This is a genomic window from Cellulomonas sp. P1_G12_2 (assembly GCF_056405535.1).
The window spans coordinates 240,107-261,675 of record NZ_JBFUBX010000003.1 but is presented as its reverse complement, the minus strand read 5'-3'; the positions used below and the strand labels follow the sequence as shown (position 1 = coordinate 261,675).

Annotated in this window: 17 protein-coding genes; 9 read left to right on the top strand and 8 right to left on the bottom strand. The window is 72.6% G+C overall.

Features of this window, described 5'->3' with window-relative positions; genetic code table 11:
- Window positions 1–39 precede the first annotated feature (39 nt).
- On the top strand, window positions 40–1,878 hold the full coding sequence (locus AC1DXT_RS13695; protein WP_477061857.1) for a bifunctional metallophosphatase/5'-nucleotidase: 1,839 nt from the start codon (window positions 40–42) through the stop codon (window positions 1,876–1,878).
- Window positions 1,879–1,915: 37 nt separating this feature from the next.
- Here the strand turns inward: AC1DXT_RS13695 and AC1DXT_RS13690 are convergent, their stop codons facing one another.
- Window positions 1,916–2,458 carry a TetR/AcrR family transcriptional regulator gene (locus AC1DXT_RS13690; protein WP_477061856.1) on the bottom strand — a complete coding sequence of 181 codons (543 nt, stop codon included), beginning with the start codon at window positions 2,456–2,458 and terminating at the stop codon, window positions 1,916–1,918.
- 54 nt (window positions 2,459–2,512) lie between these two features.
- Here AC1DXT_RS13690 and AC1DXT_RS13685 point away from each other — a divergent pair, with 54 nt between their 5' ends.
- The gene (locus AC1DXT_RS13685; RefSeq protein ID WP_477061855.1) at window positions 2,513–3,478 is read left to right on the top strand and encodes an alpha/beta fold hydrolase; all 966 of its coding nucleotides are present in this window, start codon (window positions 2,513–2,515) and stop codon (window positions 3,476–3,478) included.
- Here the strand turns inward: AC1DXT_RS13685 and ppdK are convergent.
- Entirely contained in the window at window positions 3,394–6,087 is a 2,694-nt protein-coding gene (ppdK, locus tag AC1DXT_RS13680; protein ID WP_477061854.1) for a pyruvate, phosphate dikinase, read from the bottom strand. The genes AC1DXT_RS13685 and ppdK overlap by 85 nt on opposite strands.
- 128 nt (window positions 6,088–6,215) lie before the next feature.
- Here ppdK and AC1DXT_RS13675 point away from each other — a divergent pair, with 128 nt between their 5' ends.
- Both AC1DXT_RS13675 and AC1DXT_RS13670 read left to right on the top strand, forming a co-directional pair.
- Window positions 6,216–7,724 (top strand): helix-turn-helix domain-containing protein, encoded by a 1,509-nt coding sequence (locus AC1DXT_RS13675; RefSeq protein WP_477061853.1) that lies wholly within the window; start codon window positions 6,216–6,218, stop codon window positions 7,722–7,724.
- Between the two features lie 18 nt (window positions 7,725–7,742).
- On the top strand, window positions 7,743–8,462 hold the full coding sequence (locus AC1DXT_RS13670) for a response regulator (RefSeq protein WP_477061852.1): 720 nt from the start codon (window positions 7,743–7,745) through the stop codon (window positions 8,460–8,462).
- Here the strand turns inward: AC1DXT_RS13670 and AC1DXT_RS13665 are convergent.
- On the bottom strand, window positions 8,398–8,952 hold the full coding sequence (locus AC1DXT_RS13665; RefSeq protein WP_477061851.1) for a flavodoxin family protein: 555 nt from the start codon (window positions 8,950–8,952) through the stop codon (window positions 8,398–8,400). The two genes, AC1DXT_RS13670 and AC1DXT_RS13665, sit on opposite strands and share 65 nt — an antisense overlap.
- Before the next feature lie 117 nt (window positions 8,953–9,069).
- On the opposite strand from AC1DXT_RS13665, the gene AC1DXT_RS13660 reads away from it, so the two are divergent.
- Window positions 9,070–10,617 carry a GAF domain-containing sensor histidine kinase gene (locus AC1DXT_RS13660; protein ID WP_477061850.1) on the top strand — a complete coding sequence of 516 codons (1,548 nt, stop codon included), beginning with the start codon at window positions 9,070–9,072 and terminating at the stop codon, window positions 10,615–10,617.
- Window positions 10,618–10,711: 94 nt separating this feature from the next.
- Complete coding sequence (locus AC1DXT_RS13655) at window positions 10,712–11,767, top strand: zinc-dependent alcohol dehydrogenase family protein (protein ID WP_477061849.1); 1,056 nt, start codon at window positions 10,712–10,714, stop codon at window positions 11,765–11,767.
- A 63-nt stretch (window positions 11,768–11,830) separates the two neighbouring features.
- Here the strand turns inward: AC1DXT_RS13655 and AC1DXT_RS13650 are convergent, their stop codons facing one another.
- Window positions 11,831–12,703, bottom strand: a complete 873-nt coding sequence (locus tag AC1DXT_RS13650; protein WP_477061848.1) for a universal stress protein — start codon at window positions 12,701–12,703, stop codon at window positions 11,831–11,833.
- Between the two features lie 236 nt (window positions 12,704–12,939).
- Here AC1DXT_RS13650 and AC1DXT_RS13645 point away from each other — a divergent pair, with 236 nt between their 5' ends.
- Window positions 12,940–13,524: a DoxX family protein gene (locus AC1DXT_RS13645; RefSeq protein WP_477061847.1), complete on the top strand. Its 585-nt coding sequence runs from the start codon at window positions 12,940–12,942 to the stop codon at window positions 13,522–13,524.
- Window positions 13,525–13,601: 77 nt separating this feature from the next.
- A complete protein-coding gene (locus AC1DXT_RS13640; protein WP_477061846.1) occupies window positions 13,602–14,429 on the top strand; it encodes an alpha/beta fold hydrolase in 828 nt (275 codons plus the stop codon).
- Here the strand turns inward: AC1DXT_RS13640 and AC1DXT_RS13635 are convergent.
- The 4 genes from AC1DXT_RS13635 to gad are packed head-to-tail and all read right to left on the bottom strand — an operon-like array spanning window position 14,398 to window position 19,877.
- The gene (locus tag AC1DXT_RS13635) at window positions 14,398–15,108 is read right to left on the bottom strand and encodes an esterase/lipase family protein (RefSeq protein ID WP_477061845.1); all 711 of its coding nucleotides are present in this window, start codon (window positions 15,106–15,108) and stop codon (window positions 14,398–14,400) included. The two genes, AC1DXT_RS13640 and AC1DXT_RS13635, sit on opposite strands and share 32 nt — an antisense overlap.
- Window positions 15,109–15,121: 13 nt before the next feature.
- On the bottom strand, window positions 15,122–17,617 hold the full coding sequence (hrpB, locus tag AC1DXT_RS13630; RefSeq protein ID WP_477061844.1) for an ATP-dependent helicase HrpB: 2,496 nt from the start codon (window positions 17,615–17,617) through the stop codon (window positions 15,122–15,124).
- A gap of 17 nt (window positions 17,618–17,634) precedes the next feature.
- Window positions 17,635–18,468: a hypothetical protein gene (locus tag AC1DXT_RS13625; RefSeq protein ID WP_477061843.1), complete on the bottom strand. Its 834-nt coding sequence runs from the start codon at window positions 18,466–18,468 to the stop codon at window positions 17,635–17,637.
- A complete protein-coding gene (gene gad, locus AC1DXT_RS13620; protein ID WP_477061842.1) occupies window positions 18,465–19,877 on the bottom strand; it encodes a glutamate decarboxylase in 1,413 nt (470 codons plus the stop codon). Before gad ends, AC1DXT_RS13625 begins: the two co-directional genes overlap by 4 nt.
- 222 nt (window positions 19,878–20,099) lie before the next feature.
- Here gad and AC1DXT_RS13615 point away from each other — a divergent pair, with 222 nt between their 5' ends.
- Window positions 20,100–21,548, top strand: coding sequence for an SDR family NAD(P)-dependent oxidoreductase (locus tag AC1DXT_RS13615; protein WP_477061841.1), 1,449 nt, complete (start codon window positions 20,100–20,102; stop codon window positions 21,546–21,548).
- Window positions 21,549–21,569 lie beyond the last annotated feature (21 nt).

The window sequence follows — 21,569 nt, the reverse complement described above, 5'->3', positions numbered from 1 at the left end:
CAACCCGGTGCAGAACCGACAGCACGGGAGGACTCCGGCATGGGTATCAGCATCCTGCAACGGGCCAGCGTGAGGGCGGGTGCGGTGGCGACAGCCGCGGTGCTCGCCGTGGGCCTCGCCACACCGGCCTACGCCGGCAACGGCCACGGCGGCAGCGGATCGAGCGAGTACCAGCTCACCGTCATGGGCACCACGGACCTGCACGGCAATGCTCTGAACTGGGACTACTTCAAGAATGCGGAGTACGACGACAGCGCCCACAACGACGTGGGCCTGGCCAAGGTCTCGACGCTGGTGAACCAGGTGCGCGCGGACCGCGGGGACCGCAACACCCTGCTCATCGACGCGGGCGACACCATCCAAGGCACGTCGCTGGCGTACTACTACGCGAAGATCCAGCCGATCTCGAAGACGGTCGAGCACCCCATGGCCGCAGCCATGAACGCGATCGGCTACGACGTCGCCGCGCTGGGCAACCACGAGTTCAACTACGGGATCCCCTACCTGCGCACGTTCGAGAAGCAGCTCGACTTCCCCCTGCTCGCGGCCAACGCGACCAACGACAAGAACGGCCGGGCCGCGTTCACCCCGTACGTCATCAAGACGGTCCGGCCCCCGCACGGCAAGCCGGTCAAGGTCGGCATCCTCGGCCTGACCAACCCGGGCATCGCGATCTGGGACAAGGCGAACGTCGAGGGGCAGATGAGCTTCGGCGGGCTCGTCGAGCAGGCGACGAAGTACGTGCCCGAGATGAAGCGCAAGGGCGCCGACGTCGTCGTCGTCGCGGCCCACTCGGGTGCGGACACCTCGTCCTCCTACGGCGACACCCTGCCGTTCCCGGAGAACGCGGCGACGCTCGTGGCCGAGCAGGTACCCGGCATCGACGCGATCCTCGTCGGCCACGCCCACCAGGAGATCGCCGAGCGCACCGTCACCAACACTGCGACCGGCAAGCCCGTCGTCCTCTCGGAGCCGCTGAAGTGGGGTGAGCGGCTGTCGGTGTTCGACATCGACCTCTCGTTCAGCCACGGCCGCTGGAGCGTGCAGTCGGTGGACGCCTCCGTGCTCAACTCCAACACCGTCCCGGAGGACCCCGCGATCGTCAGCCTGCTCCAGGCGGACCACCAGAAGGTCGTCGACTACGTCAACGGCGTGATCGGCACCTCGACCGAGGCCATGTCCGCGGCGACCGCACGGTACGAGGACACCGCGGTGCTGGACTTCATCAACTACGTCCAGGCCGGGGCGGTCAAGGCCGAGCTCACGGGCGCCGACGCCGACCTGCCGGTGCTCTCGATCGCGGCACCGTTCAACAAGGACGCGGCGATCCCGCAGGGTGACGTGTCCGTGCGGGACATCGCGGGCCTGTACATCTACGACAACACGCTCCTGGGCATCAAGCTCACGGGCGCACAGGTCAAGGCGTACCTGGAGAAGTCGGCGCAGTACTTCAAGGCCGCCCCTGCTCCCGGCACGTACCCCGCCGCCAGCCTCACCAACGCGGTGACGCCGACGGCGCCGAACGGCACTCCGGACTACAACTACGACGTCATGGGAGGGCTCGACCAGCCGCTCACCTACGACATCGACCTGGCGCAGCCCGTCGGCAGCCGGATCACCGGGCTCGCCTACGGCGGCGTCCCCGTGACCGACACGCAGGAGTTCGTCGTGGCGATCAACAACTACCGGCAGTCCGGCGGAGGCAACTTCCCGGGTGTGACGACCGCCCCCGTCGTCTACAACCGGCAGGTGGAGATCCGCCAGCTGCTCATCGACTGGGTGAGCGCGAACGAGGTGGTGGACCCGAGCGTGTTCTCGGCCACCAACCCCGACTGGCGGCTGACGTCCGGCGGCACGCCGCTGACCGTCACGCCGTAGCACCTGACGCGGGCGCCGGGACTTCCCGGCGCCCGCGTCATGCCAGCGCTGCCCGCGCCACGAGCTCGAGCGCAGGGCGCGGATCGGTCTCGTCACCACGCGCGATCCGGTGCAGGATCAGCCCCTCGGCGCACGCCATGACCGCAGCCGCACCGGTGGCAGGGTCCGACGACCCGAGCCGCGCGAGCACGGACACCACCTCGTCCTCCAGCGCGCGTCGGCCGGCCGACAGAGCGTCCCGGAGCACGGGGTCGTGGCTCGCCTCCATGAAGAGGACCAGGCGGGCGGTGGTCAGCGTGCGCTGGACCGTGGTCGTGAACACGACCAGCGCACAGACCGACTCGATCACCTCGTCGACCGACGTCGGCGCGAGCGCGGTGGCGGCCTCCGGCATCTCGCGCTCGATGATCCGCCCCGCCACCCCGGCGAGCAGGGACGCGCGGGTCCGGAAGTAGTTGGACGTCGAGCCCCGGGGGATCCCGGCCCGCTCGTCGACCCGGACGTGGGTGAGCGCGCGCAGGCCCTCGGTGCCCAGCAGCTCGATCGCGGCGTCGAGCGCGCGGACCTTCGGTGACGTCATGCGCGCACTATAGACGTAGTAGACTCACTACTACGATCGTAGTACCGTCGGCAGATGGACGCCTTCCCGGCCCTCGACGGGGTCACCCACCGGTTCGTGGAGCTGCCCGGCCTGCGCATGCACGTCGCCGAGGCGGGCAACGGTCCCCCGGTGCTGCTGCTGCACGGCTTCCCGCAGCACTGGTGGGAGTGGCGCAAGGTCATCCCCGAGCTCGCGCAGGACCACCACGTGGTCTGCCCCGACCTGCGCGGCGCCGGGTGGACGGACGCTCCCTCCGGCGGCTACGTCCGCGAGCAGCTCCTGGCGGACGTGGTCGAGCTGCTGGACGCGCTCGGGCTGACGAAGGTCGACCTCGTCGCGCACGACTACGGCGCGATCCTCGGGTACGGGCTCTGCCTCGAGCACCCGGACCGCGTCGGCGCCTTCCTCACGTTCGGCAGTGGGCACCCGTTCGTCCGGATGCACCCGCGGATGCTCACCGTCGCGTGGCGGCTGTGGTTCCAGTGGGTCATCGCCACGCCCGGTCTCGGACCGTGGGCACTGCGGTCCGGACGGCAACGGCTCGTGCGGTACCTGCTGCGCGACTTCCGGACCGGAGCGGACGCATTGCCCGAGAGCGACGTCGAGCTGTTCGCCGCACCCCTGCGAGATCCCGCCCGTGCTCGCGCCGGCTCCGCGCTCTACCGGAACGCCATCCTCGGGGAGGTCGGACGGATCGCCCGCGGAGCGTACCGGGACGCGCTGCTGACCACGCCGACCGTCGTGCTGTACGGCGCGGACGACCCGGCGGGCCTCCCGCTCGAGCTCCTGGGCGGGTACGAGGACCACGCGGACGACCTCACGCAGGAGCTCGTCGCCGGCGCCGGGCACTTCATCGCGGACGAGCGCCCGGACGCGGTCGTCGACCACGCCCGGGCGCTGTTCCGACGCACTGCTCAGGCGGCGCCTCCCCGTGCCACGGCCGCACGGCCGGCCTCCAGCCGCGCGATCGGCACGCGGAACGGCGAGCACGACACGTAGTCCAGCCCCACCTCGTGGAAGAAGTGGATCGACTCCGGGTCTCCCCCGTGCTCACCGCACACCCCGATGTGCAGGCCCGGCTTGGTCGCCCTGCCACCCTCCACGCCGGCCCGCACCAGGGAGCCCACGCCATCGGCATCGAGCGTCTCGAACGGGGAGATGGTCAGCACGCCGTTCTGCAGGTAGTCGGCGAAGAACGCCCGTTCGACATCGTCCCGCGAGAACCCCCACGTGGTCTGCGTGAGGTCGTTGGTGCCGAAGGAGAAGAAGTCGGCCTCCTCGGCGATCCGGTGCGCGGTCAGTGCTGCACGGGGCAGCTCGATCATGCAGCCGATCGGCACGTCGAGCGGGACGCCGGACGACGCACTGACCTCGGCCAGGACCCGCTCGGCCTCCTCGCGGACCAGCTGCAGCTCCCGTACCGATCCCACGAGCGGGACCATGATCTCCGGCCGCGGGTCGAGTCCGGCCTGCCGCAGCTGCACGGTCGCCTCCGCGATCGCGCGCACCTGCAGGGCGAACAGGCCCGGCAGCGTCAGCCCGAGCCGCACCCCGCGCAGCCCCAGCATCGGGTTCTGCTCGTGCATCCGCTCGACCGCCGCCAGGAGGGCGACTTCCTTCGGGTCCGGCTCCTCGGCCACCGCGACCCTGACCGCCAGCTCCGTGAGGTCCGGCAGGAACTCGTGCAGCGGGGGGTCGATGAGCCGGATGGTCGTCGGCAGCCCGTCCATGGCCTCCAGCAGGCTGGCGAAGTCCTCGCGCTGGAGCGGGAGGAGGGCGTCGAGGGCGACCGAGCGGTCGTCGTCGTTGTCGGCCAGGATGAGCCGCTCGATGTGCTCGCGCCGCTCGCCCAGGAACTGGTGCTCCGTCCGGCACAGCCCCACACCCTCGGCTCCCCGCGCCCGTGCGCGGCGGGCGTCCTCGGCCGTGTCGGCGTTGGTGCGCACCTGCATCCGGCGGACGAAGTCGGCATGCCGCAGGACGCGGTCCACGGCCGAGACCAGGGCACGAGCCTCGGGATCGGTCGCCGCAGCCAGCCCGGCGTCGAGCCCTTCGGCGACGTAGACCATGACCGGTGAGTCGACCACCGGCACCGAGCCGCGGAAGACCTCCCCCGTGGACCCGTCGATCGCGATCGTGTCCCCTGCGTGGAGCACCTGGTCACGCACGCGCACCTCGCCGCGGGCGACGTCGACCTCGACCTCCTCCGCGCCGACCACGGCGCATGTCCCCATGCCGCGTGCGACGACGGCCGCGTGGGACGTCTTCCCACCGCGGGCGGTGAGGATGCCGTCGGCGACGATCATCCCCTGCAGGTCGTCCGGGTTGGTCTCCCGGCGCACCAGGATCACATGAGCGCCGGCCTCGGTCCGCTCGAGCGCCTGGGCGTTGTCCAGGACGATCTCGCCCACCGCCGCGCCCGGTGACGCCGCCATGGCGGTGGTCAGCAGGTGCCGGTCGGCGCTCGCGTCGAACTGCGGGAACAGAAGCTGGTTGAGCTTGTCACCCGGGCAGCGCGTGATCGCCTCGTCCATCGTGATGAGGCTCTCGTCCACCAGCTCGGTCGCGATCCGGAACGCCGCGGCCGCGGTGCGCTTGCCCACCCGGGTCTGCAGCAGCCAGAGCTTGCCGCGCTCGATGGTGAACTCGATGTCGCACAGGTCGCGGTAGTGCGTCTCGAGGCGGCGCATCGCGTGCCGCAGCGCGTCGTAGGAGACGGGGTCGAGCACCTCGAGCTCCGACAAGGGCAGCGTGTTGCGGATCCCGGCGACCACGTCCTCGCCCTGAGCGTTCGGCAGGTAGTCGCCGTAGACCCCGGCCTCGCCGGTCGACGGGTCGCGCGTGAAGCAGACCCCGGTGCCGGACGTCTCACCCAGGTTGCCGAACACCATGCTCACCACGTTGACGGCGGTCCCCAGGTCGTTCGGGATGCGCTCGCGGCGACGGTAGAGCCGGGCGCGGTCGGTGTTCCACGAGTCGAGGACGGCCTCGATCGCCATGTCGAGCTGCTCGCGCGGGTGCTGCGGGAACTCCCGGCCCGTCTGCTCGACGACGATCTCCTTGAAGGTGTGCACGAGCACGTGCAGGTCCTGCGCGGACAGGTCGACGTCGGTGGCGGCGCCGACTGCGGTCTTGCGCTCGTCCAGGGCGGCCGCGAACAGCTCCCCGTCGATCCCCAGCACCGTCTTGCCGAACATCTGGATGAGCCGGCGGTAGGAGTCCCAGGCGAACCGCTCGTCCCCGGAGAACTCGGTGAGGCCCTTCACGGACGCGTCGTTGAGCCCGATGTTCAGGACGGTCTCCATCATGCCCGGCATCGAGAACTTCGCCCCGGAGCGCACGGACACCAGCAGCGGCTCGTGGAAGTCGCCCAGGCGCCGCCCGATCGTGTCCTCGATCTCCCGCACGGCCAGCGTCACCTCGACGCGAAGCTCGGGCGGGACGTGCCCGTCGCGCATGTACGCCCGGCACGCCTCGGTGGTGATCGTGAACCCCGGTGGCACGGGCAGGTCCAGCTTGGTCATCTCTGCCAGGTTGGCGCCCTTGCCGCCCAGCAGATCCTTCTTGTCCTTGTCGCCGTCAACGAACCGTGAGACGTACCTGGTCATGGAAAGGCTCCTGTCCACAGGCCTGGACGAGGGAGTACTCGCCGGCTTCGAGCGTCCAGGCTGCTCGGGAGCGGCTTCAATGGATTCATGCTGTCAAGAACAGCACTTCTTGCTCTAGCGTCAACGCCATGTCGACGGACTCAGCCCGGCCGGTCATCGACCTCCCCACCGAATCCCGCGGCTCGACGCCGCCGGGGTCGCAGCTGCTCATGCTCGGACGGCGCATCCGGCACGCCCGCACCGAGCGCGGGCTGACGCTCGACGAGCTCGGACGCCTCGCCGGCAGCACCGCGAGCCAGCTCTCCCTCGTCGAGAACGGTCGTCGCGAACCTCGGCTCAGCCTCCTGCAGGCCCTGGCCGCGGCGCTGGGCACCACGACGACGGACCTGCTCGACGCCGCTCCCCCGTCCCGGCGGGCCGCCCTCGAGATCGAGCTGGACCGCGCCCAGGGCACCGCGGCCTACGCTGCGCTGGGCCTGCCGAGCGTGCGTCCCGCCCGGAACCTGTCGACCGAGGCGCTCGAGGCACTGGTCGGCCTCCACCACGAGCTGGCCCGGCGCGACGACGCCGCGATCGCGACGCCCGAGGAAGCGCGCCGGGCCACGACCGCGCTGCGGCTCTGGATGACGGAGCGCAACAACCACCTGCCCGAGATCGAGGAGGTGGCCGAGGACCTCGTGCGGCGAGCGGGCTACACGACCGGCGCCCTGACCCACAGCGCCGTCGCCCAGATGGCCGCCGACCTCGGCTTCGCGCTCCTGCACGTGGACGACCTGCCCCACTCGACGCGCACCGTCACCGACCTGGCCAACGGACGCATCTACCTGCCACCCGCGTCGATCCCCGGCGGGCACGGCCTGCGCTCGCTCGCGCTGCAGGCGATCGCGCACCGGGTGCTCGGGCACTCGACTCCCCGCAGCTACGCCGACTTCCTGCGGCAGCGCGTCGAGATCACCTACTTCGCGGCCGCCTGCCTGATGCCACGCACGGCCGCGGTAGCGCACCTGAGCGCGGCCAAGCGCCGCAAGGAGCTGGCCGTCGAGGACTTCCGCGACGCGTTCGGGGTCACCCACGAGGCCGCCGCGCAGCGCCTGACCAACCTGCTCACGGAGCACCTCGACATCCGGCTGCACTTCCTGCGGGTGGGCGACGACGGCACCCTGTTCAAGGGATACAGCAACGACGCCGTCCGCTTCCCGGCCGACGGCACCGGGGCCATCGAGGGCCAGGTCGTGTGCCGGCAGTGGGCCGCCCGGTCGGCGTTCACGCGGCGGAACCGTGCCACGGAGTACTTCCAGTACACCGACACCCCCGAGGGCACGTTCTGGTGCAGCACCCAGACGGGCTCGACGTCCGCCGGCGGGTTCTCGATCACCGTGGGGGTCCCGTTCGGCGCCGCGAAGTGGTTCCGCGGACGGGACACCTCGACACGGCGCGAGTCCCGCTGCCCGGACCCGTCCTGCTGCCGGCAGCCCGACCCCGGACTGGCGACACGGTGGGCGCGCCACGCGTGGCCCAGCGCCGCCGTGCACGCGCACGTGCTCTCGCCCCTGCCGACCGGGGCCTTCCCGGGTGTGGAGGTGGCCGAGGTGTACGCGTTCCTCGATCGCCACGCAGGCGGCCACGGGGAGGCCTGAATGGTGCACAGTGGCGTCATGGCCCAGATCCGGGTGTTCGTGCTCGACGACCACGAGGTGGTGCGCCAGGGCCTGCTGCGCCTCATCGAGGCCGACCCCGAGATGACGGTGGTCGGCGAGGCGGCGACCGCCGCGGAAGCGCTCGTGCGCGTCCCGCGCGCCGACGCGGACGTCGCCCTGCTCGACGTGCGGCTCCCCGACGGCAGCGGCGTCGAGGTCTGCCGGGAGCTCGCCGCGCTGGCCCCCGGCGTCCGGTGCCTCATGCTCACGTCGTACGAGGACGACGAGGCGCTGCTGGCCTCGATCACCGCGGGTGCCGCCGGGTACGTGCTCAAGGAGATCCGCGGTCCGCAGCTGCTCGACTCGATCAGGCTCGTCGCCGGCGGCCGCTCGCTGCTCGATCCGGCGACGACCGGTCGGGTGCTCGACCGTCTCCGGGAGTCGCAGCGGCACGACGCCCGGCTGGACCTGCTGACCGCCCAGGAGAGCGCCGTGCTGGACCTCATCGGCGAGGGGTTGACCAACCGGCAGATCGCGGACCGGATGTTCCTCGCGGAGAAGACCGTGAAGAACTACATCTCCAGCCTGCTGGCCAAGATCGAGGTGCGAGGACGGACGCAGGCCGCTCTGTTCATCGCGGAACAGCATCGTCTGCACCCTGACCCGACCGGGGTCACCGCGCCGGAGCCCCGAGCGGACCGGGGTCGATCGGACGCAGGCCCAGAAGCAGGCCGGTGAGCCCGACGCCCCAGGCGCGTGCCCGCTCCAGCTCGCCGTCGCGCAGCGGTCCCTTGATCCCCATCACCCAGAAGCTCTCGGCCTCGGCCGCCACCTGGAACCCGGCACGACGCAGCACGCGCCACGCGCCCACCGCGGCAGACCCGGGGACGTGCGGGCTGTGGATCCGGGTGTCGAACGTCGCCGCGTGGACGGTGCGCTCCGGAGGATCGAGCTCGCGGAGCCACTCGCGCACGCCGACGGACACGCCGTCGGGCTCGGTACCCGCCTGCTTCTCGGCGTCCGCGCGCGTCGCGGGCCGGCTCATGCCGAACGCCTGGGTCGGCGCACCGACCACCAGCAGCTCGAGGTCGGGTGGGAGCCTGCGGGGGGCCGCCGTGACGTCCAGGAGGGCGACGTCCTGCATCCGGCTGAACATGCCCTCCCAGACCGCCTTCGCGATCTGGCCCGTGTTCCCGAACGACGACTCGTACACCACCAGTGCCCGCATCGCCCTCACCTCCTCGTGTGTCGACCTGGGTCCAGGATTCGCCGGTCGCCCTCGCCGCCCCAGGGCCTAAGGGCCCTGTTCGTCTCCACGACGAGTGCTCGCACCTATGCTCCGAGCATGCGAGCGGACGAGGCCGGGACGGAACGCGACGAACGTCTCGAGGCGCTGATGGGCGCCGTGGTGTCGATGTCGGCCGAGCTCGACATCGCGACTGTCCTCGAGCGGCTCGTCTCCGCCGGGTGCACGCTCACGGGCGCCCGCTACGGCGCCCTGGGGGTGCTCGGCGACCACGGCGGGCTGCAGGAGTTCGTGTACCGGGGCATCGACGACGAGACCGCCCGCAGGATCGGTCATCTCCCCGAGGGAAAGGGTGTGCTGGGCCATCTGGTGTCGAGCCCCCACCCGCTGCGGTTGCACGACCTCGCGGACCACCCCTCGTCCGTGGGCTTCCCGCAGAACCATCCGCCGATGCACACGTTCCTCGGCGTCCCCGTCCTCGCGCGCGGTGCTGTCTTCGGCAACCTCTACCTCACGGACAAGGAGGGGCACGCCGACTTCACCGCGCGGGACGAGCAGGTCGCCGTCGCGCTCGCCGCGGCCGCGGGCGTCGCGCTCGGCCATGCGCGGGCCTACCGCCRGGCCCGTGAGCACGAGCTGTGGCTCGAGACGGCCGCCGCGTGCACGTCGACCCTGACCAGCGGCCTGCCGCGCGACGACGCCGTGACGTCGGTGCTCGCCCGCGTCCGGCAGAGCTCCGGCGCCCCGACCTCGCGGCTGTTCGGGCTCACCGACGACCTCCCGCCGGAGATCGAGCCGGACCTCGCCGGTCGATGGCCGGTGCTGCGCCGCGTCCCGGACGGTGCGGACCTCGACGTGGTCGGGTCCGCCTGGGTGCTCGCGGTCCCGCTGCGCAGCGGTGAGCGCTGGATCGGCGCGCTCGCGCTCGCCTGGCCCGCGGGCGACACGACCACGGCGCCCGAGCCGGACCTGCCGAGCGTCGCGGGGTTCGCGGAGCAGCTCGCCCTCGCGTTCGACGTGGCGGACGCGCAGTCCGACCGGGCGCGCCTCGCGGTGCTCGAAGAGCGCGAGCGGATCGCGCGGGACCTGCACGACATGGTCATCCAGCGGCTGTTCGCCATCGGGCTGGACGTGCAGGGAGCCGCCCAGGAGGTGGTGCACCCCGACGTGGCACGCCGGCTCGAGGACGCGATCGACGACCTGGACGAGACCATCAAGGACGTGCGCACGACCATCTTCCGGCTCAGCGCGCGCGGCGGCGCGACCGGGTCCGGGCTGCGGAACCGCATCGACGCCGAGGTGGTGAACGCGCGGCACGGCCTCGGGTTCATGCCCCGGCTGCGCACCGACGGCGTCACCGCCACCGTGCCCGAGGACGTCGCCGAGGACGCCGTCGCGGTGGTGCGCGAGGCGCTGTCCAACATCGCGCGGCACGCCCACGCGCACGAGGTGGTGGTCCGGCTGGACGTCGGGCTCGACCTGCTGATCGAGGTCCAGGACGACGGGATCGGGGTCCCGGCCGACGTCGCGGTGCGCAGCGGGCTGGCCAACCTGGAGTACCGCGCGGTCCGGCGCGGTGGCACCCTCGTCGTGACGGCGCTTCCCGAGGGCGGCACACACCTGCAGTGGTCGGTCCCCCTGCCCTGACGGGACCATCGACCCTGCCTGTCCTGCGCGCCGCGGATCCACGCTGGAGGTGCGCGGGCGACCGTGCCCGACGCGGTCGAGGTGAGGAGTCACCATGAAAGCGCTCGTGTTCCACGGTCCAGGGACCATCACGTGGGAAGAGGTCCGAGACGCCGCCCTGGTCGAGCCGACCGACGCGGTCGTCCGGATGGACACCACCACGATCTGCGGGACCGACCTCCACATCCTGCGCGGTGACGTGCCGACCGTCGCGGACGGCCGCATCCTCGGGCACGAGGGCGTCGGCACCGTGGTCGAGGTGGGCGACGGAGTCCGCAACCATGCACCCGGCGACCGGGTGATCATCGCGTGCATCAGCGGCTGCGGCGTGTGCACGTACTGCCGCGCGCAGTTCCCGTCGCACTGCCTGGCGCCCGAGGGCACCTCCGGCATCGGCTGGGTGCTGGGGCACCTCATCGACGGCACGCAGGCCGAGCTGGTGCGCATCCCGTTCGCGGACAGCTCCCTGCACCGGCTGCCGCCCACGGTTCCCGACGAGCTGGCCGTGCTGCTCTCCGACATCCTGCCCACGGGCTTCGAGATCGGCGTGCGGTACGGGCAGGTGCAGCCGGGCGACACCGTGGCGGTCGTGGGCGCCGGACCTGTCGGGCTGGCCGCGATCGCGACCGCCGGCCTGTACGGCGCCGCGCAGATCATCGCGATCGACCGCGACACCCACCGGCTCGACGTCGCCAAGCGCCTGGGCGCCACGCTCGCCGTCGACTCGTCGACCCCCGACTGGAAGGCCCAGGTCATGGCGGCGACGGACGACGCAGGGGTGGACGTGGCCATCGAGGCCGTCGGCATCCCCGAGACGTTCACGATGTGCACGGACCTGGTGCGCCCGGGTGGGCACGTGGCGAACGTCGGCGTGCACGGCCGGCCGGTCGAGCTGGCGCTGCAGGACCTGTGGATCAAGAACGTCACGATCACGACGGGTCTGGTGAACACGACGACGCTGCCGATGCTGCTGCGCCTGGTCGAGGCCGGGAAGCTGCCGGTCGGGGCGTTCGTCACGCACCGGTTCGCGCTGGCGGACATCCTGGACGCCTACCGGACGTTCGGGAGCGCCGCACAGACGCAGGCGCTCAAGGTCGTGATGACCCGATGAGCGCAGGGGCGCAGGAGGGCCCGGCTCCCCTCGGAGCCGGGCCCTCCTGCGTGAGACTCCCTGTCAGCTGTCGTGCACGACCAGCACGGGGCAGGTGGCCTCGCGCACCACGGCGCTGCTCACCGAGCCCAGCAGCATGCCGCGGAAGCCACCGAGGCCACGCGAGCCGACGACCAGCAGCGCCGCTCCCCGCGACAACCCGGTGAGCGCGTCCGTCGGGTCGTCGTCCACGAGCGCGAGGTCGACCACCAGGCCGGAGTTCTCCGCGCGCAGCGACTCGGCAACCACCCGGGCCGCCTTGTGGGTCGGGTCGTCCTCGTCGTCGGTGGCCAGCGGCGGGACGCTTCCGCGGCCGAACGGGTCGGGGATCGTCGGGCGCGCGTGCACGACGGTGAGCGGCCGCCCGCGCATCCACGCCTCGTGCGCGGCCACGTGCGCCGCGGAGAGCGACGAGGCCGAACCGTCCACGCCGACCACGACCTGCGCCTCGGGCGTCGTCGGGTGCGCCGGGTCCGTGCGGACCACCGCGACGGGGCAGCGGGCGTGCGCGGCGACGTGCGCGCCGGTCGACCCGGTCCGCGCCCGACCGCTGCGGGGCCGCGCGCCGACCACCAGGAGCTGGGCGTCGCCGCTCAGCTCGCGCAGGCACGGCACGACCTGCCCGTGCAGCACCCGGAACTTGACGACCACGCCGGGGTGGTGCTCCAGCAGCCGCGTCTGCAGGTCGGCCAGGTACTGCACGGCCTCGGCGTCGACGTCGCTGCCGCCCACGATCGGGTACCAGCTCCAGGCCGTGACCTGCCACGCGTCGTCGACCGTACGGACCAGCAGAACCTCGGCCTGCCGCCGCACCGCCTCGGCCACGCCCCACTCGAGGGTGCGCGCACTGTTCGACGTGCCGTCGAGTGCGATCACCACGGGTCCGTCGGTACGCATGAGGTGCCTCCTTGCTCCTCGCGCGTGGCCACGCCGGCCGTCCGCCGGCCTCAGCCGCGCTACCTCCAGCCTCCCCTCGCACCGTCGTCCGCGTCCCGGGACCTGAGTCCCTGATCGACACGACCCACGCGGGACCTTCGGCCCTGGGGTGCGCAGACCAGCGGAGATCACCGTGGACTCATCGGAGTATCCACACCCGGTCCCGACCCTGGGGCCCAGCTCGGAGGGAAATCGCCATGGCCACCATCCATCCCGAGGCGCGTACCTCGACGCACCCCGCAGTCCTGGTCGAGGACGACGTCGTCACGTCCGCGACGGGCCGCCGTTGGCTCGCCGTCACCCGGCTCGCCACGGGGTTCATCTTCCTGTGGGCGTTCCTCGACAAGACGTTCGGGCTGCACTACGCCACGGGCGCCGCGGTGGCCGAGGGCGACCCGAGCCTCTCGTGGCTCGACGGCGGGACGCCGAGCCAGGGCTTCATGCAGTTCGCCACGATCGGCCCGCTCAAGGACACGTTCGCCTCGATGGCGAGCCCCGTGACGGACTGGCTGTTCATGCTCTGCCTGTTCGGTGTGGGCGTCGCCGTGATGCTCGGCATCGGGCTGCGCATCTCGGCCGTCGCCGGCTCGCTGCTCATGGTCCTCATGTGGGCGGCCGAGTGGCCGTTCATCCAGGGTTCGAACAACCCGCTGGTCGACTACCACATCATCTACGCGCTCGTCCTGATCGTGTGCGCGACGCTCCTCGCCGGAGACACCTGGGGCCTCGGTCGCCGGTGGGCGCGGATCCCGCTCGTGCAGCGGTTCAGCTGGCTGCGGTGACAGCACTCACCCAGCCGGCACGACGGCACCCCGATCTCGGGGTGCCGTTCGTGTGTGCGCTCTGACACGATCAGGCTGTGAGCGTCGTCGACGGCGGATGGACCGAGAGCACCCTCGAGGTGCAAGGGCACCACGTCTTCTACCGCATCAGCGCGGACGTCCCGGGTGCGTGGCCGATCGTGCACATCCACGGCTTCGCGATCTCGGGCACCTACCTGATGCCCACCGCCCGGCTGTTGGCGGCCCGCGCGACGAACGTGGTACCCGACCTGCCGGGCTACGGCCGGAGCGAGGACTGGGACTACACGCTCGGCATCCCCGCGCTCGCGGTCGCCGTCCTCGACATCCTGGACGCCTTCGGCTTCGAGAAGGTCGTGCTCGTCGGCAACTCCATGGGCTGCCCGGTCAGCCTGGAGGTGGCGCACGCCGCCCCCGATCGGGTCGACCGGATCGTGCTCGTCTCCCCGGCCGGCGGCGTGCACAACCAGGGGCTGGGGCGGGCCGTGCGGCAGCTCGCGATCGACGGCGCGCGCGAGAACCGCCGGATGGCGCGCGTGGCGGTGCCCGACTACCTGCGGTTCGGCCCGGTCAACACGTTCCACCTGTTCAGCGAGCTCACCCGGTTCCCGTCGCTCGAGCGGCTGCTCAAGGTGAAGGTGCCGACGCTGGCGGTGATCGGCAGCAGGGACCCGCTCATGGCGCCGCCGGCGCGGGTGCGCGAGGTCGGTCGGCTCGCCGGCGACCACACCACCGTGGCTCTCATCGAGGGCGCCGCGCACGCGATGAACTTCAGCCACCCGGGCGAGCTCGCGCACGTGATCTCGTCCTGGCTGGACGGCGTCGAGATCGTCGACGACCCCGACCAGCCGGGGTTCACCCGGGTTCTGCAGCTGCCCCGGGAGTGAGGAGCCGTTCGAGCAGCAGCTCGTGCAAGCGAGGATCGGCGAGCGGCCGGAAGTGCCCCGGGGTGTCCAGGACGACCTCCCGCGCTCCCTCGAGCGCGCTGCCCCCGGGGATGTGCGGATCCCAGTGGCTGTACACGGACGTGATCCGTGCGTTCACGTCGCGCTCGGCCGCGAGCGCCAGGATCGTCGCGTCGGTGGGCCGGAACGCGCGCACGGACGGCGCCAGGAACCACCGGGCCAGGACGGACCCGGCGAACGGGGTGTTGACCGCGATCATCGAGTCGATCCGGGCGTCCGGGTCCTCGCGCAGCATCGCGAGCTTGCCGATCAGCCCGCCCTTGCTGTGGGCCACGAGCACGACGTCGCGCAGGTCGCGGTCCGTCAGGTAGCGCCCGAGGACGCCCGCCCCGAACGGGACGGGCCGGCGGTTGTTGCCCAGGTCCGGCAGCACGTGCACCCGGACGCCGTGCTCGTGCAGGAGGGTCGCCAGAGGCAGCAGGAAGTGCCACGACTCGTAGACGCCCGGGACCAGGACGACCGGGGGCCCCACCGGGTGCTCCGGCCGGCGCAGGTCGTCGGGGTCGGTGCGGGACGCGATCCCCGCGGCCTGCCAGCCGAGCACGGCGGCGTAGTCGCGCACGCGCCACCACGTCCTGCGGGCGATCGTGGACGGGGGCATGGTGCCCATCGTCCTACCGGCGGACGCCGCGCACCGGCGCAGCGGTCAGCGGGTCGTCCGGCCACGCGTGCTTCGGGTACCGGCCGCGCAGCTCGGCCCGGACCTGCGGGTAGCCCGTGCGCCAGAACGACTCCAGGTCCGCGGTCACGGCGGCGGGACGGCCTGCGGGCGACAGGAGGTGCAGGAGCACCGGGACGCGTCCGTCGGCCAGCCGCGGGGTCGCGCGCCACCCGAACGTCTCCTGCAGGCGGACCGGGAGGATCGGCTGGTCTCCGGTGTAGTCCACGCGCACCTGCGAGCCGCTGGGTACGGCGAGCCGTTCCGGCGCGAGCGCGTCGAGCCGGCTCGCGTCGGGCCACGGCAGGAGCCTCCGGAGTGCCTGCAGGACGTCGACGCGTCCCAGGTCCCGAGCGCCGCGGACACGGGCGAGGTCGGGACCCAGCCACTCCTCCAGGTGCGCGAGCAGCGCGGCGTCCGACACGTCCGGCCACGGGGCACCCAGTGCGCGGTGCAGGAACGCCATCCGGTGCCGCAGGTTCGTCGCCGCCTCCGACCAGCGCAGCAGGGCCAGACCGTCGCGGGACAGGCCCTCGCGCAGCGCGTCGACGACGAGGGCCGGCGACGGGCTGGTCAGCGGGACGGAGGTCAGCTCGATCGCGCCGAGCCGGCGCACCCGTCGGGCCACGACGCTGCCGTTCGACCAGGACACGTCGTCCTCCTCACGCAGCAGGGCCGGGGCCGCCTCGACCGCGAGGCCCTGGTCGATCGGGGCCGCGGACCGGATCGTCGCATCCCGCCGGGAGGCCCCGCGGTCGGCGTCGGCGACCGCGAGCCACGGCTGGCCCACCAGGGCGGACCCCGGCGGGAGCGACGCGCCCGTCCCGGAGGTCATCAGGTACGTCGACCCCCCTGGTCGGAGGCGGGCGAGGCGGTCCGGGTGGGCGAGGGCGACGAGCAGGCCCACGGTGAGGTCGTCCGTGAGGTCCTCGGTGGGCGCCGTCCCCGGGACCGAGGCCTGCAGACGGCCGACCTGGGTCCGCCACGCCCCCGACTGCGACCCTCCGCGGCGCAGCGCACGCAGGGCCGCCACGAGGTCACCGCCGGGTGCACGCGCGTCGTCGGCGAGCAGGGCGACGACCTCGGCGGCACGTCGGGCGCCGACGAGCGCAGCACCGTCCAGGAGCGCCCGGCCGAGCCGCGGGTCGACCGGGATCGCCGAGACCGCCCTGCCGCGCGCGGTGGGGTGCCCGTCCGCGTCCACGACGCCGAGCCCGACGAGGGTCGCGTGCGCCACCGTCATCGCCGCGGCCGGTGGCGGGTCGAGCAGGGCGAGACCGGCGCCGTGCGGGCTCCCCCAGCAGGCCAGCTCCAGCGCGAACGCGGTGAGGTCGGCCGTGAGGATCTCGGGCTGCGGGTGCGCGACCAGCCGGGCGTGGTCGTGGGCGGACCAGCACCGGTACACCGCCCCGGGGCCCTCGCGCCCCGCGCGGCCGGCGCGCTGCTCGGCGGACGCGCGGCTGACGGACACGGTGACCAGGCCCGCGAGCCCGCGCGCATGGTCGGTGCGGGGCTCGCGCGACAGCCCGGCGTCGACCACCAGCCGGACGCCCGGCACGGTGAGCGAGGACTCGGCGACCGCGGTGGACACCACGACTCGTCGACGGGTGCCTGGCGTGAGCGCCCTGTCCTGCTCGGCGGCCGGCAGGCGGCCGTGCAGCGGGCGCACGTCGGCGTCGAGCCCGCCGAGCCGACGAGCGACGCCGTCGACCTCACCGGCGCCCGGCACGAAGACCAGGACGTCGCCGGTGCGCTCGTCCAGCGCTCGTCGCACGGTCGAGGCGACGTGGTCGAGGAATGCGGGCGTCACACCGCGGTCGTCCGTCCGGGCGGTGCGTGCGGGGGCCGGGCACCACACGGTCTCGACCGGGAACTGCGCCCCGGGGACGGCCACCACCGGCGCAGGCTCGGCACCGCCGAGCAGAGCGGCGGTGCGCTCGGCCTCGACGGTCGCCGACATCGCCACCACCGCGAGGTCCTCGCGCAGGTTGGCCCGGACGTCGACCAGGAGCGCGAGCGCGAGGTCGTCGACCAGGTGCCGCTCGTGCACCTCGTCGAGGATCACCACGGCGACCCCGGGCAGCTCGGGGTCGCGCTGGAGCCGTCGCAGGAGCACCCCGGTGGTGACCACCTCGACGCGGGTCGACGCGCTGGTCCGGCTCTCCCCACGCACGGAGAACCCGACGGTCCCGCCGAGCGGCTCACCCAGCAGCTGTGCGAGCCGGCGCGCGGCCGCGCGGGCGGCGATCCGGCGCGGCTGAGTCACCACGACGCGGCCCTGCACCGCCGCGGCGACCGCGGGCGGGACGAGGGTGGTCTTGCCCGTCCCCGGTGGCGCCTGGGCCACGACGACCCCGCGGGCGCGCACGGCCGCGACGACGTCGGCCAGCCCGTGGCGCACGGGCAGGTCGGGCGGGTCGGCCAGCAGCCGGCCGATCGGGTCGTCGTCCACGCATGGAGTCTGAGGGGTCAGGGCCGCGAACGCTCCCTCGCCGACTCGACCGGCAGCAGGACGGCGCCGACGAGGAAGCACACCGCCCCGAGGAACGTGCCGAGGTTCACCAGCGACAGGTTGGCCAGCTCGCCCGTGGACCGCAGGTAGCGGGCGGCGAAGGCCGCCACCCCGAACGCGACCGACCCGACCAGGTTGAGCGCGGCGATGCTCCACCCGACCGACCGGTCGGACCGCGGGAGGATCCCCCGGTTCACCTCGGCGTAGGCGAGCCAGCTGGCCACCAGGAAGCAGATCGACCCGCCGACGTCCGGCACCCAGACCAGGTGCCGCTCCTGCGCGGTGCCGAGGTCGGGGCGGGTCGCCGCGAACGTGCTGATGTTGAAGAACACCGTCCCCACCAGCTGGACCAGCACCGCCCAGGCGTCGATCCGCCGGGAGCTCCAGCCCAGGAGGCGGGGCCGTGGGGATCCTGCGAGCACACCGACGGGTGCCCGCAGCGTCTCGTGGAGCTGCAGGTAGGCGGCGGACGTGAAGAAGATCGACCCGACGAAGAACGTCCAGCCCACGACGGACGCGGCGACCCGGTCGAAGTACAGCGGCAGCGACCCGAGGGCGAAGCAGACCGACCCGAGAGCGAACAGGCCTCCGATCCACCAGCTCAGGGCGCTCGCCGGACCACCGCGTGCCCCGGTACCCCGCAGACCGAGCCCCTTGCGGTGCCGCCGCGAGCTCCACTCCACCTCGGTGCCGTCGGGCCGCGCCAGCACGGCGTGCGTGACGAAGCCCAGCGGCCCGCGCCGACGGACGACCCGCCAACCGGCCGGAAGCTCGGGGACGGCCGAGGTCACTTCGCCAGGCCGGTGCGCGCCTTGCTCCGCGCCGCCGCGTGCGCCGGTGAGGTCCACAGGTCGGGCTTCGCGCTCGGACGCCGGACCGGTTGCTCCTCGGCGAGGTCGTCCCACGCCTTCATGAGGTCGCGCAGCAGCTGCTCGACCATCACGCGGCTCAGGTCGAGCCGGACCACCACGCGCAGCAGGTGCACCGCGTCGGCGTCGGGCGGCAGGCTGTACGCCGGGACGATCCAGCCGTCCTCCCGCAGCCGCGCCGACAGGTGGTAGACGTCGAACCCCGGGTCGCCCGCGATCCGGAACGTGACGACCGGTTCCGCCAGCCCCGGGTTGAGGATCTCGAACCGCCCGCTGGCCACGAGCGACTCGTTGAGGAACCGCGCGTTCGCCAGCATGTTCTCGACGATCGAGGTGTAGCCGCTGCGCCCCAGCCGCAGGAAGTTGTACAGCTGCGCCTGGATCATGGCCGAGCCGCGGGAGAAGTTGAACGTGTACGTCGGCTGCGCACCCCCGAGGTAGTTCACGCTGAACACCAGGTCCTCCGGCAGCCGGGACGCGTCGCGGAAGATCAGCCAGCCCACCCCCGGGTAGACCAGGCCGTACTTGTGCCCGGACGCGTTGATCGACGCCACCTGCTCGAGCCGGAAGTCCCAGCGGAGGTCCGGCTCGGCGAAGGGTGCGATGAAAGCACCGCTCGCCCCGTCGACGTGCAGCGGGATGTCCCAGCCCTTCTCCGTCTTGATCCGGACCAGCAGGTCGTTGATCTCCTCGATCGGGTCCGCCTCGCCGATGTGCGTCGTGCCCAGCACCGCGCCGACCGCGATGGTGTTCTCGTCGACGTGCGCCTCGACGTCGTCGGCGCTGAGCACGAACCGGTCCGCCTTCATCGGGATCTTGCGCATCTCGACGTCGAAGTAGTTGGCGAACTTGTCCCACACCACGTGGGTCTCCGCGCCGAACACCACGTTGGGCCGGTCGGTCGACAGCCCGGCTGCCCTCCGCCGGTCGCGCCACGCGCGCTTGTGGGCGAGCAGTCCGAGCATGATCGCCTCGGACGACCCGATCGTCGCGACGCCGACGACCGCGGACGGGTCGGGTGCGTGGAAGAGGTCTCCCAGCATGTGCACGCAGACCTCCTCGATCAGCGAGGCCGCCGGGTACTCCTCGTGGTCGATGTGGTTCTTGCGCAGCGCGTCATGGATGAGCCGCTCCGCCTGCGGCTCCATCCACGTGGTGACGAAGGACGCCAGGTTGAGCGTCTCGCGGCCGTCGAGCATGAGGCCCGTGTGCAGGAGCTCATAGGTCTCGTCCGGGTCGAGCCCGCGTGCGGGGAACGTGCTGCGGTCGACGTGCTCCCGAAAGCTCGGGCGGCCATGGATCGGGCCGTGGGGATCAGGCGTCTCGCTCACGTGTGCTCCTCCAGTTCCTCCCGCCGGAGCTCTGGCTGGACTGCCGCCCCCGGCGCACCCACGAGTCCGAACGTAGACCCGCAGCACCCGATCTGTCCCGGTTCGCCCCGCTGCGCCCAGGCCGTCACGGCCGGCCAGGTAGAATCGACCGATCCCCGCCTGCCCGGCTCTCGTGCTCCCCTGCCCGTCGGCCACCCCTGTCGACCAGCTAGGAACCGCACGATGACTGCCGTGAGCACAGCCCCCGAGACCGTCGACGGCGTCGACGCCGCCGAGCTCGACGTCTTCCTGCGCGTCGCGGACCAGATCAGCAGGCTGCCGTCCGACCACCCGCACCTCGCCCTCGCCCGGCGCGCGACGTCCGCCCTGTTCAAGGCGGCCAAGAAGCAGCGCCGCGCGGAGAAGCGGGACGCCATCAGCGCGGCCGACCGCGCGGTCATCCACGCGACGGCCACCGGCAGCCCGGGCCGCATCGACGACGAGACGCAGGGCATCCCGCTCGTCTCCAGCGTGCAGGGCGCCACCGCGGGGACCCTGCTCAAGGCCCGGCCCTGCTACATCTGCAAGGAGCCGTACGTCGAGGTCGACGCGTTCTACCACCAGCTCTGCCCGGCGTGCGCGCGGCTCAACCACGCCAAGCGCGACGCCCGGACCGACCTCGTCGGCAAGCGCGCCCTGCTCACGGGCGGCCGCGCCAAGATCGGCATGTACATCGCCCTGCGCCTGCTCCGCGACGGCGCCACGACGACGATCACCACCCGGTTCCCCCGCGACGCCGCCCGCCGGTTCGCCGCGATGCCCGACAGCGCCGACTGGCTGGACCGCCTGAGCATCGTCGGCATCGACCTGCGCGACCCCGCCCAGGTGGTCGCTCTCGCCGACTCCGTGGCCGCGCAGGGACCGCTCGACATCCTCATCAACAACGCCGCACAGACCGTCCGCCGCTCCCCCGGCGCGTACACCCACCTCGCGGACGCCGAGCTGGAGCCGCTGCCCGACCGCCCGCTGCCGCAGATCACCACCTTCGGGCGGACCAGCAGCGCCCACCCGGTCGCGCTCGCGGGGTCGGTCACCGAGCTGACCAGCGTCGCAGCCGGGGTCTCCACGCTCGCGCTCACCGCCGAGCACGCGTCGCTCGAGCGGCTCGTGGCGGGCACGGCCATCGACGCCGGCGGGCTCGTGCCGGACACCGCCGAGACCAACAGCTGGGTGCACACGGTCGACCAGGTGGACCCGATGGAGCTGCTCGAGGTCCAGCTGTGCAACCAGACCGCGCCGTTCATCCTGGTCAGCCGGCTGCGCGGCGCGATGCGTGCGCCGGGACGCGCCTATGTGGTCAACGTGTCCGCCATGGAGGGCGTCTTCTCCCGCGGCTACAAGGGTCCCGGCCACCCGCACACCAACATGGCCAAGGCTGCGCTCAACATGCTGACCCGGACCAGCGCCACCGAGCTGGCCACCGACGGCATCTTCATGACCAGCGTCGACACCGGCTGGATCACCGACGAGCGCCCCCACCCGACCAAGGTGCGGCTGGCCGAGGAGGGCTTCCACGCTCCCCTCGACCTGGTCGACGGCGCCGCCCGCGTGTACGACCCGATCGTGCGCGGCGAGTCCGGCGAGGACCTGTTCGGCTGCTTCCTCAAGGACTACGTGCGCTCCGCCTGGTAGCCCCCGGAGGCGGACGACGCC